Consider the following 15,214-nt stretch of genomic DNA (forward strand, 5'->3'; position numbering starts at 1 on the left):
GAAGGGAGAATGAAAGATATGAAAGAGCAAGTATTACAAGTAACAAAAGGTGACTTCGTAGGATCAGCAAGTGGAGCAGTAGTATTAACAGCATTAATCGTATTTCTATCAAGCGTATTAGTATAATAGAAGTTTTGTAACAAAAGATAAATGAAGGGAGAATGAAAGATATGAAAGAGCAAGTATTACAAGTAACAAAAGGTGACTTCGTAGGATCAGCAAGTGGAGCAGTAGTGTTAACGGCATTAATCGTATTTCTATCAAGCGTATTAGTATAATAAAAGTTTTAAATTGTACAAAATGAAAGGAGAATGAGGAATATGAACAGTGAACAAGTGTTACAAGTAACAAAAACAGATTTATTAGGATCATTAGGCGGAGCAGTAATATTAACATCGTTTATTCTATTCCTTGCAAATATATTAGTATGAGAAATATAAATACAATCATTCAAAAAAAATAAAGACTCTAACGTATTAGTAAGTAGTTAATATGTTGGAGTCTTTTTTGTTTTCCCCTCATATATACTTTCAAGTATGAATATTTTCCCCTTACTTTAAAGAGAAAAAAGTCGAATTTTATATGTAAGAAAAAAAGAGGAATTTGACAGAAAAGATAGAAAATTTTAAAGGTCAGAAATTGTTAGCCTGCTAACTAATTTCTATAAATTGATATTGGAAGCGTTTTCGGTTGGTTTTAAGTATGGACCATTTAATCTATTTACAGGGGGATGAAGATATTATGAAACAAAAATCTATGGATACGCTAGCTGCACAAATGGAGGACTTTTTTCCGGTACGTGATGTAGATCATTTGGAGTTTTACGTAGGGAATGCAAAACAATCGAGTTATTACCTTGCGAGAGCGTTCGGATTCAAAATTGTGGCTTACTCTGGATTAGAAACAGGAAACCGTGAAAAGGTATCTTATGTTCTTGTGCAAAAAAATATGCGTTTTGTTGTGTCCGGGGCCCTAGGTAGCGATAATCGTATCGCAGAGTTTGTAAAAACTCATGGTGATGGTGTAAAAGACGTTGCATTACTTGTCGATGACGTTGATAAGGCTTACTCGGAAGCGGTGAAACGTGGTGCCGTCGCAATTGCTCCACCTGAGGAGTTAACAGATGAGGATGGTACATTGAAAAAAGCAGTTATTGGTACGTATGGTGATACAATTCACACGCTTGTAGAGCGTAAAAATTATAAAGGAACATTTATGCCAGGATTCCAAAAGGTTGAGTTTAATATTCCATTTGAAGAATCAGGTTTAATTGCTGTAGATCATGTAGTTGGTAACGTTGAGAAAATGGAAGAGTGGGTTAGTTATTACGAGAATGTTATGGGCTTTAAACAAATGATCCATTTCGACGATGATGATATTAGTACAGAGTATTCGGCATTAATGTCAAAAGTTATGACGAATGGAAGTCGTATTAAGTTCCCTATTAACGAACCAGCAGATGGAAAGAGAAAATCGCAAATTCAAGAATATCTTGAATTCTATAATGGAGCAGGTGTACAACATCTTGCCTTATTAACGAGTGATATTGTTAAAACAGTTGAAGCGCTTCGTGCAAATGGTGTGGAGTTTTTAGATACACCAGATACGTATTACGATGAGTTAACTGCGCGAGTTGGAAAAATCGATGAGGAAATTGATAAGTTAAAAGAATTAAAGATTTTAGTAGACCGTGATGATGAGGGCTATTTACTGCAAATCTTTACGAAACCAATTGTAGACCGTCCAACTTTATTTATTGAAATCATTCAACGTAAAGGTTCTCGTGGATTTGGTGAAGGGAACTTTAAAGCATTATTCGAATCAATTGAAAGAGAACAAGAGCGTCGCGGAAATTTATAAGATTTGTATCCACCAGTAAGAATTCTTTTGCTGGTGGAAATTTCATTTTCATAGGGAGGAATTATGATGAAATTTGTTACATTTCGTCTCCCTTCGAAAGAAATGCGAGCTGGGTGGCTTGAAGGTGACAAAGTAATCGATATGAATCTTGCTAGTGACGGAAAAGTCCCTTCCTCTATGCTCGCCTTTTTAGAGAAAGCGGATGAGTATGTAGAGTTGCTGCGTAATAGTAAGAATCCAAACAAGGGTATATATTCCTTAGAAGAAGTACAATTGACAGCTGTTATTCCTAATCCGGGTAGCATTCGAGATTTTTATGCATTTGAACAGCATGTAAAAACAGCTCGCGGACGAAGAGGACTAGATGTTGTACCTGAATGGTATGATGTCCCGGTTTTTTATTTTACTAACCATCGTGCTGTTATTGGTCCAGATGATTTTGTAATTGGTCCGAAGAAGTCTAAAAAGCTTGATTATGAATTAGAGATTGCTTGTGTAATCGGAAAAGAAGGAAGGAATATTTCTCGTGAGCGAGCAGAGGAATATATTTTTGGTTATTGTATTATGAACGACTGGAGTGCAAGGGACTTACAAGCAACAGAAATGAAGGTAGGGCTTGGACCAGCAAAAGGAAAAGACTTTGCAACTTCATTAGGAGCGTATCTCGTTACGAAAGAGGAATTAGACATTTATCGTAATGGTAATCGATATGATTTAGAGATGACTGCTCACGTGAATGGGAAACTATTATCAAAGGGAAATTTCCAAGATATTTACTATACGTTTGCTGAAATGATTGAACGTGCTTCACAAGACGTGACCTTATATCCGGGAGATGTGATCGGTTCTGGAACAGTAGGAACAGGATGTATTTTAGAACTTGGTACAGAAGAGTGGCTACAAGATGGAGATGTTGTAGAGCTGTCGATTACTGGTTTAGGTACGTTACGTAATACGGTCAAAAAAGACATGAAAGCAGGTGATGGGCATGTTTTATCGTCACATGGGGGAGCTACCTCATAAACGACATGTACAATTTCGTAAAAAAGATGGAGCGCTTTATCGTGAACAGGTAATGGGAACGAAAGGTTTTTCTGGTACGCAGTCTATTTTGTACCATCATTATATGCCAACGGAAGTAGGTCATGCGGCAGTATCTCATTCTTGTCAGTTGCAGTATGAAGAAGATGTAGCTCTTGCACATCGTCATTTTCGCACGAAAGAAAATAAAAAAACGGGCGATGCAGTAAGCGGAAGAAATTTTATGCTTGGGAATGAGGATTTATTAATTGGAGTAGTGACTCCGACAGAAAAAATGGACTATTTCTATCGTAATGGCGATGGCGATGAAATGTTATTTGTTCATTATGGAACAGGAAAAATCGAAACAATGTTCGGAACGATTCACTATAGAAAAGGTGATTATGTAACGATCCCAATTGGAACGATTTATCGTGTTATTCCAGATGAAGGAGAGACTAAGTTTCTTGTTGTAGAGGCGAATAGCCAAATTACAACACCACGTCGCTATCGCAATGAATATGGGCAATTGTTAGAACATAGCCCGTTTTGTGAGAGAGATATTCGTGGCCCGGAAAAATTAGAGACATATGATGAGAAAGGTGAGTTTGTCGTAATGACAAAGTCGAGAGGATATATGCATAAGTATGTTTTAGGGCATCATCCGCTAGATGTTGTTGGGTGGGATGGTTATTTATATCCGTGGGTCTTTAATGTGGAGGATTTTGAACCAATTACAGGCCGTATTCATCAGCCACCACCAGTACATCAAACATTCGAAGGGCATAATTTCGTCATTTGCTCTTTCGTACCGCGTTTATACGATTATCATCCAGAATCTATCCCGGCACCGTATTATCATAGTAACGTGAATAGTGATGAAGTACTGTACTATGTAGAAGGAAACTTTATGAGCCGAAAAGGTGTGGAAGAAGGGTCTATTACACTTCATCCGAGCGGAATTCCTCATGGGCCGCATCCTGGGAAAACAGAGGCAAGTATCGGAAAGAAAGAGACGCTTGAATTAGCCGTTATGATAGATACATTCCGTCCGCTTCGTATTGTAAAACAAGCACATGAAACGGAAGATGAAAAGTATATGTATAGCTGGATTGAAGATGGTTCATATACTGTGAAATAAGCAAAAAGAGGCGTGCTCAATAAAGGAGCACGCCTCTTTAATATGTATAATGACACCAAAATAAGGTGATAGAAAGATTCTCAGAAAGAATAATAAGGATATTGTATATTCCGAAAGATTTCTACTTATTTCGACAAAAGTATTGACGAGAAAAAGTGTTATGAGTAAAATGAAAAAGCGAATTAAAAATTTTCAGAAAATTTAAAACTTGGAGGAGTGGACGATGAAGCAAATTTTTCAAAAGAAGCCTATTGCAAAGTTAATGCAAGAAAGTAAGCAAAAAACGTTAGCGAGAACATTGGGCGCACTGGATTTAACTATGCTTGGAATCGGAGCGATTGTTGGAACTGGTATTTTCGTTCTTACAGGCGTAGTGGCAGCAAAACATTCTGGACCAGCTATTATATTATCATTCGCGATAGCCGCATTAGCCTGTGCCTTTGCTGCATTTTGTTATGCTGAATTTGCTTCTTCAGTTCCTGTCTCGGGTAGCGTATATACATATACGTACGCGACGATGGGAGAAGTATTCGCGTTTTTAATTGGTTGGGATTTAATGCTTGAATATTTACTTGCTACATCTGCTGTAGCAAATGGATGGTCCGCTTATTTTCAGTCTTTACTAAAGGGATTTGGGATTCATATTCCGACCATTCTTTCTTCGGCCCCAGGCACAGGAAAAGGTGGAATAATTGATTTGCCTGCAGTCTTAATTATTTTAGTGATGACAGCTCTTTTATCTAGGGGTGTTCGAGAGAGTGCACGTGTAAATAATATTATGGTATTTATTAAAATAGCAGTTGTTCTTATTTTTATCTTTGCTGGTTTTAATTATGTGAAGCCTGAAAACTGGAAGCCTTTTATGCCATTTGGTTTAGATGGTGTAATGGCTGGGGCTGCTACAGTATTCTTCGCATTTATAGGATTCGATGCAGTTTCAACAGCTGCGGAAGAAGTGAAACGTCCACAACGTGATTTACCAATCGGCATTATTGCATCGTTATTAATATGTACAGTTCTTTATATCGTTGTTTCACTTATTCTGACAGGAATTGTTCCATACGGACAGCTGAATATATCAGATCCAGTTGCTTTTGCACTTCAATTTATTGGACAAGATGGTTTAGCGGGGGTAATTTCAGTAGGGGCAATCACAGGGATTACAACTGTAATGCTAGTGATGATGTATGGGCAAGTTCGTGTTTCATATGCGATGAGCCGTGATGGGTTATTGCCGAAGCGTCTGGCTAAGGTTCACCCGAAATTTAAAACACCGTTTTTAAATACATGGACAACGGGTATTATTGCAGCATTGATTTCAGGATTAATAGATTTAAATGTATTGGCACACCTTGTAAACATGGGGACATTGTCAGCCTTTGCACTCGTAGCTGTTGCGGTTATTGTGATGAGAAAGACTCATCCGGATTTACCAAGAGCATTTAAGGCGCCACTCGTACCATTTTTACCAGCGTTAACAGTAATTTTCTGTTTATACTTAATGCTTCAATTATCAGGGACAGCGTGGATTAGTTTTGGAGTATGGATGGTTATCGGTATAGCGGTTTACTTCTTATATAGTCGAAAACATAGTGTTTTAAATAATAGTAAAAAAGAAGATGATGTAGCGAATTTATAAGTGGAAAAATCCATTCTAATTCTGTTAGAATGGATTTTTTTATTTGAAAATTTACATTTTTCTGAATCTATTATAAGATAATTGTTGGTCAACTAAAGGGGTGAAAATATGAAAAATACATGGCGTGAGCTAAGGGAAATGGATCGTAACGTATGGATTCGATTTATCGGTGAGACATTGAATGGAATTGCGATGATGATGTTAATGCCTTTTTTCGCATTATATTTAAAAGATAAGGTAGATTCTTTATTACAGGTTGGAGTTATTATGGCGCTTTCTCCAATTGCTGCAAGCTTTGGATCGCTTATAGGTGGAAGAATTGCTGATATATATGGAAGAAAGCCGATTATGATATTTTCAATGGCAAGTAATGCATTATTAATGCTCGGTTTTTTATTTATAGAAGGGTTTATTTCATATGCAATTTTATCTGTTTTTTTAGGATTAAGTAATTCTTTATTTCATCCAGCTGCATCAGCGATGGTTGCAGATGTGACCGCGCCAGAAAAAAGAACCGAAGCATATGGTTTATTGCGAATGGGACACAATATAGGTGCTGCAATCGGTCCAATAATGGGTGCATCAGTAGTGGTGTTGTCAAAGAATCTTGTGTTTATTATTGCCTCTTCTACGATGCTATTTTATGCATTACTTGTACTAATTCTTATCCAGGAGACAATGCCAAAAGCAGCAGATAAAAAAGAAGAGAATGCAGAGAAGGAATCAGGTGCAGTTTGGAAAGTTTTAATGAGAGATAAGGCGTTAATGATTTATTTGTTAGCAGGTATCATTATTTCTATGGGATTTTCTCAAACAGAAGGCATGTTACCACTTCACTTTGATAATGAAATGAAGGATATTTTTGGAGTTAACAATCCATACCCGTATTTAATGGCGCTAAATGGACTATTAGTTGTGTTATTCCAGTTTCAAATTTCAAAATGGGCGACAGATAAACCTGTCGGAAAGACGATGTTATACGGGGCGTGTTTGTTTGGAATTGGTTTGTTTTTTATAGGGTGGTTACCGAAGTGGTTTGGAGAATTTAATACAAATGCTACAATTATTTTAGTGACGTTAATGTTCGTGTATGCCATATATACGTTAGGCGAGATGATTATGTCGCCTGTACAGATGACGTTTGTAGCGAATTTGGCCCCTGAGCATTTGAGAGGAACTTATATGGGAGCAGCGAGTTTGCAGTGGATTACGGGAAGTGCATTTGGTCCACTTCTTGGAGGTTTTCTATTAGATAGATTACTCGGACATTTCTTATTTACAATTTTAGGTGTAGGATGTTTAGTTGCAGGTATTGTATACGTTTCTTTAGATCGCCTCGTGGAACAAAGGCAAAAGGACACACTAACCAAACAATCTTCTTAATAAAATAGGTGACATACACAAAAAGGGGATTTCTACATATTTTAGGTACATAACTAGATTAGGTTGCCATTTCATTTTGTGTAGTTGTGAAGAAAATGAAATAGAAAAGTGTAGAAATCCAATAAGTGGTGTCATTTAATTATTTGTGGAAGTTACATTTTATTTCAAATAGGAACTACCTATTTTTATAAAAAGTGCTAAAATAGAAAAATGAAAACAATTGGTTAGGGTGATTTAATTGACGAAAATTAAATTAGGTTTATTATATGGTGGAAAATCAGCTGAGCATCAAGTTTCGTTACAGACGGCTCTTGCTGCTATTAAAGCGTTAAATCAAGATAAATTCGAGATTCATCCGATTTATATTACAGAGCAAGGTCAATGGGTACGCGGTGAGCGTATTGAAGGTGAAGTAACGGATGTTGAAGCTTTAAAAATGAGCGGTGCAGAAAATTCGATTTCTCCGTTATCATTAAGCACGGAAATTATTCCATCTGCAACTTCTGAGGAAGATGCTATCGACGTTATTTTTCCATTACTACATGGACCAAATGGTGAAGATGGAACGGTTCAAGGGTTATTAGAATTAATGAACATTCCTTATGTAGGAAATGGTGTTCTAGCATCATCTGCCGGTATGGATAAAGTTGTTATGAAAAATATCTTTGCAGAAGCTGGTTTGAAACAAGCGAAATATGCATCTTTCATTCGTAGTGCATGGGAAAAAAATCGCGAAGAAGCTTATGACAAAGTAGAAGAAAAGTTAGGGTATCCTTGCTTCGTAAAACCAGCAAACCTTGGTTCAAGTGTTGGTATTAATAAATGTAAAAATCGTGAAGAACTTGAGAGTGCATTTGAAGAGGCATTCCAATTCGACCGCAAAATTATTGTAGAAGAAAATATCGTAGGTCGTGAAGTAGAAGTTGGTGTACTAGGTAACGACGAACCGAAATGTTCAGTTGTAGGTGAAATCGTACCGAAAAAGGACTTTTATGATTATAAGTCGAAGTACATCGATGGTGATACAGCGTTAATTATTCCAGCTGAAATGACAGAAGAAGAGTCTAATGTAATTAAGCGAGATGCAATTGTTGCATTCCAATCTTTAGATGGTGCAGGCTTAACACGAGCTGATTTCTTCTTAACGAAAGACGGAGAAGTATATATTAACGAAGTAAACACAATGCCAGGATTTACGCCGTTTAGTATGTTCCCTCTATTATGGCAACATACTGGATTACCATATCCAGAATTAATCGAAGAGCTAATTCGTTTAGCGATTGAACGTCACGAAGAAAAACAAAAAATTAAATATACAATATAACAAAAAAGGAGGAGGCACTATTCGAAGGAATAGTGCTTCCTCTATGTAAGGAGTGTTTTCATGATTAATCGAACGTTAAAACAAGTAGAACAGATGATAAATGGTACGGGATTAGCAGAGCAGTATGAGGGAATTACTATACAGGGAGTGTCTATTGATACGAGAAAAATCGAAAAAGGAAATTTATATGTTCCGATTCAAGGTGAACGTTTCGATGGACATGCTTTTGTAGATAAAGCTGTTGAAAATGGAGCTGTTGCTACATTATGGATGAAAGATGTAGCAAATCCGCCTGAGAATCTTCCAGTTATTTTTGTAGAAGACACACTATTGGCATTACAAATGTTAGCGAAAAACTATCGCGATCAATTGGATGTTAAAGTTATTGGTGTGACAGGTAGTAACGGTAAAACATCTACGAAAGATATTGTAACAAGCCTTCTTGCGACTAAATTCAAAGTTCAAAAAACAGAAGGTAATTTCAATAACCATATCGGTTTACCTCTTACTATTTTAAACCTAGAAGAAAATACGGAAGTTGCTGTATTAGAAATGGGTATGTCAAGCCGAGGAGAAATTGAATTCTTATCTAAGTTAGCTCGTCCTAATGCAGCTATCATTACGAACATTGGTGAGGCGCATTTAATGGATTTAGGCTCTCGTGAGGCAATTGCAGAAGCGAAATTAGAAATTGTGGCAGGATTACAAGAAGGCGGAGTGTTCGTATATAACGGAGATGAGCCATTATTAACAAATCGTGTTCCTGAAATGAATTTAGCGACGGAAACAGTAACATTTGGTGATGCGAGAGCAAACGATTACTATCCAACGACTGTAACATTACAGGCAACTGGCACACATTTTAAAATGAATAGAGAAGAAAACATTTCATTCTATATACCAGTGTTAGGGAAACATAATGTGTATAATACACTTGCTTCCATGGCGATTGCGAAACATTTTGGTGTGACATGGGAAGAAATGAAACAAGGTTTAGTAACACTTCAAATGACAGGTATGCGCATGGAAATTGTAAAAAAGGATAGTGGGTTAACAATTATCAATGATGCTTACAATGCAAGTCCGACAGCTATGGAAGCAGCATTCCATTTAATGAATGGTTTAGATGGTTTTTCTCAAAAAATCGTCGTGCTTGGTGATATGTTAGAGCTTGGAGACCAAGAGGTTCAATTTCATTATGAAGTAGGTAAATTAATTGACCCAGCAAAAATCTCATATGTATTCACATATGGTAGATTAGGGGCTCAAATTGCTGAGGGAGCGGAAATTAATTTCCCTGGTGAACGTGTAAAGGCCTATCATAATAAAGAAGAGCTTGTAAAAGATTTACAGGCGGTAGTTGGTAATAACGATGTTGTATTAGTTAAAGCATCTCGTGGCATGAAATTAGAAGAAGTTATTACGATGTTGAAATAATTGGTGAATATAAATAGGGATGATAGTCACGAAAATAGAAGAAACTTATAATAAGCGCTTACAGAGGATGTTAAAAAATAAAAGTGAAGAAAAAAAGTCCTGAATATGAAAATAAGGTAACAGTTGGGTTTGCTTTTTGCACATACAAAACTTATAATTGATAAAGTGTAATAACGTTTAAAAGTATTTTCGTGTAGAAATACGCCCGTTTATATACGTGAGCATTCAGGAAAAGGGCTTTTCCGCCAATTCGGAAAATGCCTTTTTTTAAATGATAAGTATAGGATAGAAAAGGAGAAGTAACATTGACAACATTTCGAGAATTAGGATTAAGTGAATCTTTATTGCAATCTGTTGAAAGTATGGGCTTTGAAGAGGCTACGCCGATTCAAGCTGAAACAATCCCACATGCATTGCAAGGTAAAGATATTATTGGGCAAGCGCAGACAGGTACAGGGAAAACAGCAGCATTTGGATTACCGCTATTAGATAAAGTAGATACTCGTAAAGAAGCAGTTCAAGGTATTGTTATCGCGCCAACGCGTGAATTAGCAATTCAAGTTGGAGAAGAGCTATACAAAATTGGTAAACATAAACGCGTTCGTATTTTACCAATTTATGGTGGTCAAGATATTAACCGCCAAATTCGTGCTCTAAAAAAACACCCACACATTATTGTTGGTACGCCGGGTCGTATTTTAGATCATATTAACCGTAAAACACTTCGCCTACAAAACGTTGAGACTGTTGTTCTTGATGAAGCGGATGAAATGTTAAACATGGGCTTCATTGAAGATATTGAAGCAATTTTAACAGATGTGCCAGAAACACATCAAACATTATTATTCTCAGCGACAATGCCAGATCCAATCCGTCGTATTGCTGAGCGTTTCATGACTGAGCCTCAACACATTAAAGTAAAAGCAAAAGAAGTAACAATGCCAAACATTCAGCAGTTCTATTTAGAAGTGCAAGAAAAGAAAAAGTTTGACGTATTAACGCGCTTACTAGATATTCAATCTCCAGAGCTTGCGATCGTATTCGGTCGTACAAAGCGTCGTGTTGATGAATTATCAGAAGCATTAAACTTACGTGGTTATGCAGCAGAAGGTATTCATGGTGACTTAACACAAGCGAAACGTATGTCTGTATTACGTAAATTTAAAGAAGGTGCTATTGAAGTTCTTGTTGCAACAGATGTTGCTGCGCGTGGTCTTGATATTTCAGGCGTAACACACGTATACAACTTCGATATCCCACAAGATCCAGAATCATACGTTCACCGTATCGGTCGTACTGGCCGTGCAGGTAAAAAAGGTATTGCAATGTTATTTGTAACACCACGTGAATCAGGACAATTAAAAAATATCGAGCGTACAACAAAACGTAAGGTTGACCGTATGGAAGCACCGACACTTGACGAGGCACTAGAAGGTCAACAACGTTTAATCGCTGAAAAACTTCAAAGCACAATTGAAAATGATAACTTATCATACTACAAGCGTATTGCAGAAGAAATGTTAGAAGAGAACGACTCTGTAACAGTAGTAGCTGCTGCTTTAAAAATGATGACAAAAGAGCCAGATACAACACCAATCGCTTTAACATCAGAACCACCAGTTGTTTCAAGAGGTGGCGGTTCTAAAAAACGCGGTGGTAACGGAGGCGGATACCGTGATGGTAACCGTAATCGTAGTCGTGATGGACGCAGTGGCGATGGTCGTAACCGTGACCGTAACCGTGATGGACGCAGTGGCGATGGTCGTAACCGTGATCGCAATCGTGATGGTGGCCGTGATGGTAACCGTGGTCGTAGAGGTGAAGGTCAAGGTCGCCCTGGATCTTCTTCAAATGGACGCGGCGAAAGAAAACATCATAGCCGTCCACAAGCTTAATAAAAAAAGAGAATGCCCTTTGTTGGCATTCTCTTTTTTTATTTCTAAAATTGTACATACTACATAATAACTCATGTAGAAAAGAGGTACGATATGCTTGTAAGGCTTGGGTATGTTGCGATGAGTGTGCATTTGAAGAACGCATCTCCATCTCAAACGATGACATATGCACAATTTCAACGGATTGATGATCGAGAGGCTGCGATTCGTAAACTTGAAAGAATCGCTAATTCGAATTTGGAAAATTGCTTGCGGTTATTAAAGCATAATAAGGGGCATGATATATCTTTCTTTCGACTTAGTTCTAAGCTTATTCCTTTAGCGAATCATGAGGAGTTGTTAGAGTGGAACTATATTCGTCCATTAAAAGAAAGTTTAAAAGTGCTAGGTGAATACGCAATTCGTATGAATATGCGTATTGATTTCCATCCGGATCACTTTGTTGTACTAAATTCACCGGAGGAAAGTATTTTTAAACAGTCAGTAAAAACTTTGCAGATGCACAAAAAAATATTAAAAGGTATGGGGATTGAACATAAGCAACGATGTGTATTACATGTTGGAGGAGGTTATAAAGATAAAGAGCTCGCATTAGAACGCTTTATAGAAAATTGGTCTAACGTTCCAAGGGGTATTCAAGAAATGATCATGTTAGAAAATGATGATACAACCTTCACGCTAGCGGAAACATTGTATTTAGGAGAAAAATTAGACATTCCGGTCGTGTTTGATTTGCATCATCAGACGATGAACAATGAACGAGAAGATTGGCATGAAGATTGGGCGCGTGTTGTTCATACGTGGGAAACATCTTTGTTACCAGTTAAAATGCATATCTCCAGTCCTAGAGATGAGAAAGACCCGAGGGCACACGCTGATTTTATTGATGTTGATGCATTCTTATCTTTTTTAAGAAGGATTAAGGGAAGTGTTGGGCAAATTGATTGTATGATTGAGGCGAAGAAGAAGGATGAGTCTTTATTTCAACTCATGAGAGACTTAAGTAAACAAATAGATGTGGAAATTATCGATGGTGCGAGCTTTTACATTAAATAAGCTCAGCACCATCGAATTTTTTTGTTAAAAAAGGAGTTAAAATACCACCGGTTATTAATCCTGCTAAATGGCTTATAGGATTGGCGAAAGGATTAAAGAAAGTAAATAATAGTAATATAAGTATCATGATTGAGAAAATAGCAATTTCTTTTGAGTGTGAAGGGCGGTATCGATTGTACAATAAAAATAGTTGGGCGCCTAGTAACCCGAAAATACCACCAGATGCTCCTGCATGAATGTATTCAGGAGGCATAATGATATAAGAAGCGATATTTCCGGAAATACCGGGAAGGAAAAATAGAATGATAAAAGAAATGTGTCCGAGTTGTTTTTCGATAGAAGAGCCAAGAATAAATAAGCAAATACTATTAGAAAGAAAATGTTGTAAGTCCACGTGTACGAGCAGAGAAGTTATGACACGCCACCATTCTCCTTTAGTGATATATTCATTGTTAGCTGCCATTGGAAAGAGAAAGAAGTCGTCTAACATCATCATGACTAGTTGAATAAGAAGTAAAGAGAGGATGATTGGATTTAAGGAAATGCGAGTGGGTCGTATTAGCATGTTGGTAGTATCACTCCTTTTGCATCAGAATGATTCTCTGTTATTCTTACAATATGAAAGAAGAAAGTTAAATAGAAGAAGGGGATTTCGAAATGATTATAGGGATTGGAATAGATATTATTGAATTAAATCGAATTGAAAAAATGCTAGATGGAAAGCTTAAATTTATGGAACGTATTTTAACTGAAAGTGAACGTAATGTTGCTATGGAACTGAAAGGGAGTCGCCTTATAGAGTTTGTAGCGGGAAGATTTGCAGCGAAAGAGGCGTATTCAAAAGCGGTAGGCACTGGTATCGGGAAAGAAGTGAGTTTTTTAGATATTGAAGTGAAAAATGATGATAGAGGTAAGCCGCTTCTTATTGCAAATACAGAGCATATTGTTCATTTATCAATTAGTCATAGTAAGGAATTTGCTGTTGCACAAGTTGTTTTAGAAAGCTCGTCACGCTAGTCTGCATATTTCATATCCTTGTCTCATATATTTGAGGTAGCGATAAGGAAGGTACACCTTCCATTCATTTATAGGGGCAAAGGGGCTGAAGTTATGAAAAGGCGTCTGTTTTTAGTTCTTGTCGGTTTATTGACCGTTTTTGTGTTGGCGGGCTGTATGGAAAAGAAACAAGATGATGTCGTGAGAGATTTAGAAGCGAAAGTGAAAGGGATGAAAAGTTATCAAGCTGAAGCGAAATTAACTATTAAAACAGGGAATGAGCCTCAGGAGTATAACGTGGAAATTTGGCATAAAGAACCTTCTTTTTATCGAGTGAATTTACAGAATGCAAAAAAAGATCAGAGCCAAATTATTTTAAGAAATGAAGAAGGGGTATTTGTATTAACGCCAGCGCTTAATAAGAGTTTCCGTTTTCAAAGTGATTGGCCGCAAAATAGTAGCCAGGCCTATTTATATGAATCACTTGTAAGAGATATTTTGCAGGATAAGAAAAACCTTACTTTCGAGAAAACAGATAAATATTATATTTTCAAAACAAAAACAAACTATCAACATCAAAATATGTTACCGAAACAAGAGATTACATTGAAGAAAAGCGATTTAACACCAGTTTCGGTGAAATTAATGGATAATGATCAAAATGTTCTTGTGAAAGTAGATTTCTCTAAAGTGAAATTCGATGCGAAATTTGATAAAGGTGCATTTGATACGAAACAAAATATGTCTAGAGCGCAAGTAGATGTTCAAACAACAGCGAAAGAAGACAAACCATTTGCTATTTTGTATCCGCGTGATACGCCGCAAGGCATGACTCTGAAAGACGAAAAAGAGTTGAAGACAGACAGTGGCAAGCGTGCGATACTCACATACACTGGAAATAAGAAATCCTTTACCTTAATACAAGAAAAGGCAAAAGTTGCAGAGGCTTCGTCAGCGGTAAGTGTAAGTGGAGAGCCGGTTGATCTTGGGTTTACGATTGGTGCATTGACGAAAGAATCTGTAACGTGGTCACATAACGGAGTAGAATATATGCTCGTGTCTAAAGGTTTAGAGCCGAATGAGTTGTTAATGGTAGCTCGTTCAGTTACAGCGAAGCAGGTGAAGTAAACTTCTTAGACGTGGTGATATATGTGCACCACGTCTTTTCTTAGTTTGAAGGTGGATTTCATAAAAGAAGCATATAAAAGAATAAGCTTCGCATATCGTGTATAAGGAAGTGTATTTATGGAAGAAGCGTCATTTTACCGTGATACTTGGGTGGAAGTGGATTTAGATGCGATTTATAACAATATTACGCATATTAAAGAGTTCATTCCGAGTAATGTTGAGATTTTTGCTGTAGTTAAAGCGAATGCATATGGGCACGATTATGTACCGGTGGCTAAAACGGCATTAGAAGCAGGTGCAACAAGATTAGCAGTTGCTTTTTTAGATGAAGCCTT

At 37.1% G+C, this 15,214-nt stretch carries 16 protein-coding genes; 15 read left to right on the forward strand and 1 reads right to left on the reverse strand.

Translation table 11 applies throughout. From position 1 onward, the window contains the following. Positions 1-9 precede the first annotated feature (9 nt). The 12 genes from JDS92_RS26605 (at position 10) to uvsE (ending at position 12,755) form a co-directional block, all read left to right on the forward strand. Positions 10-126 (forward strand): DUF3948 family protein, encoded by a 117-nt coding sequence (locus JDS92_RS26605; protein WP_000654250.1) that lies wholly within the window; start codon positions 10-12, stop codon positions 124-126. Between the two features lie 44 nt (positions 127-170). After that, a complete protein-coding gene (locus tag JDS92_RS26610) occupies positions 171-278 on the forward strand; it encodes a DUF3948 family protein (RefSeq protein ID WP_000664237.1) in 108 nt (35 codons plus the stop codon). Between the two features lie 42 nt (positions 279-320). Further along, complete coding sequence (locus JDS92_RS26615) at positions 321-431, forward strand: DUF3948 family protein (protein WP_001083697.1); 111 nt, start codon at positions 321-323, stop codon at positions 429-431. Between the two features lie 310 nt (positions 432-741). Then, positions 742-1,860, forward strand: a complete 1,119-nt coding sequence (gene hppD / locus JDS92_RS26620) for a 4-hydroxyphenylpyruvate dioxygenase (protein ID WP_000810910.1) — start codon at positions 742-744, stop codon at positions 1,858-1,860. Between the two features lie 66 nt (positions 1,861-1,926). After that, on the forward strand, positions 1,927-2,883 hold the full coding sequence (locus JDS92_RS26625) for a fumarylacetoacetate hydrolase family protein (RefSeq protein WP_097958312.1): 957 nt from the start codon (positions 1,927-1,929) through the stop codon (positions 2,881-2,883). After that, on the forward strand, positions 2,849-4,021 hold the full coding sequence (locus JDS92_RS26630) for a homogentisate 1,2-dioxygenase (protein WP_000499906.1): 1,173 nt from the start codon (positions 2,849-2,851) through the stop codon (positions 4,019-4,021). The genes JDS92_RS26625 and JDS92_RS26630 overlap by 35 nt, the downstream gene beginning before the upstream one ends. Positions 4,022-4,244: 223 nt before the next feature. Beyond that, the gene (locus tag JDS92_RS26635) at positions 4,245-5,660 is read left to right on the forward strand and encodes a branched-chain amino acid transporter BcaP (RefSeq protein WP_199632803.1); all 1,416 of its coding nucleotides are present in this window, start codon (positions 4,245-4,247) and stop codon (positions 5,658-5,660) included. Positions 5,661-5,768: 108 nt separating this feature from the next. Next, on the forward strand, positions 5,769-7,043 hold the full coding sequence (locus JDS92_RS26640; protein ID WP_000799751.1) for an MDR family MFS transporter: 1,275 nt from the start codon (positions 5,769-5,771) through the stop codon (positions 7,041-7,043). 238 nt (positions 7,044-7,281) lie between these two features. Continuing rightward, complete coding sequence (locus tag JDS92_RS26645) at positions 7,282-8,367, forward strand: D-alanine--D-alanine ligase (RefSeq protein ID WP_000161430.1); 1,086 nt, start codon at positions 7,282-7,284, stop codon at positions 8,365-8,367. Between the two features lie 60 nt (positions 8,368-8,427). Beyond that, positions 8,428-9,804: a UDP-N-acetylmuramoyl-tripeptide--D-alanyl-D-alanine ligase gene (gene murF, locus JDS92_RS26650; protein WP_000610668.1), complete on the forward strand. Its 1,377-nt coding sequence runs from the start codon at positions 8,428-8,430 to the stop codon at positions 9,802-9,804. Between the two features lie 305 nt (positions 9,805-10,109). Next, positions 10,110-11,699, forward strand: coding sequence for a degradosome RNA helicase CshA (cshA, locus tag JDS92_RS26655; RefSeq protein ID WP_000206605.1), 1,590 nt, complete (start codon positions 10,110-10,112; stop codon positions 11,697-11,699). Between the two features lie 93 nt (positions 11,700-11,792). Further along, the gene (gene uvsE, locus JDS92_RS26660; protein WP_097958309.1) at positions 11,793-12,755 is read left to right on the forward strand and encodes a UV DNA damage repair endonuclease UvsE; all 963 of its coding nucleotides are present in this window, start codon (positions 11,793-11,795) and stop codon (positions 12,753-12,755) included. On the opposite strand, the gene JDS92_RS26665 is transcribed toward uvsE, so the two are convergent. Further along, positions 12,748-13,320 (reverse strand): rhomboid family intramembrane serine protease, encoded by a 573-nt coding sequence (locus JDS92_RS26665; RefSeq protein WP_000908504.1) that lies wholly within the window; start codon positions 13,318-13,320, stop codon positions 12,748-12,750. The genes uvsE and JDS92_RS26665 overlap by 8 nt on opposite strands. A gap of 92 nt (positions 13,321-13,412) precedes the next feature. Between JDS92_RS26665 and acpS the strand changes: the two genes are divergently transcribed. The 3 genes from acpS to JDS92_RS26680 form a co-directional block, all read left to right on the forward strand. Continuing rightward, the gene (gene acpS / locus JDS92_RS26670) at positions 13,413-13,772 is read left to right on the forward strand and encodes a holo-ACP synthase (RefSeq protein WP_000583421.1); all 360 of its coding nucleotides are present in this window, start codon (positions 13,413-13,415) and stop codon (positions 13,770-13,772) included. Between the two features lie 156 nt (positions 13,773-13,928). Beyond that, on the forward strand, positions 13,929-14,879 hold the full coding sequence (locus JDS92_RS26675; RefSeq protein WP_142307039.1) for a LolA family protein: 951 nt from the start codon (positions 13,929-13,931) through the stop codon (positions 14,877-14,879). Positions 14,880-14,996: 117 nt separating this feature from the next. Further along, positions 14,997-15,214 (forward strand): alanine racemase (locus JDS92_RS26680; RefSeq protein ID WP_199632804.1); only part of this gene is annotated, 218 nt, incomplete at its 3' end.

Source organism: Bacillus cereus group sp. N12, assembly GCF_016483575.1.
In the GTDB taxonomy this organism is placed as follows: Bacteria; Bacillota; Bacilli; order Bacillales; family Bacillaceae_G; genus Bacillus_A; species Bacillus_A toyonensis.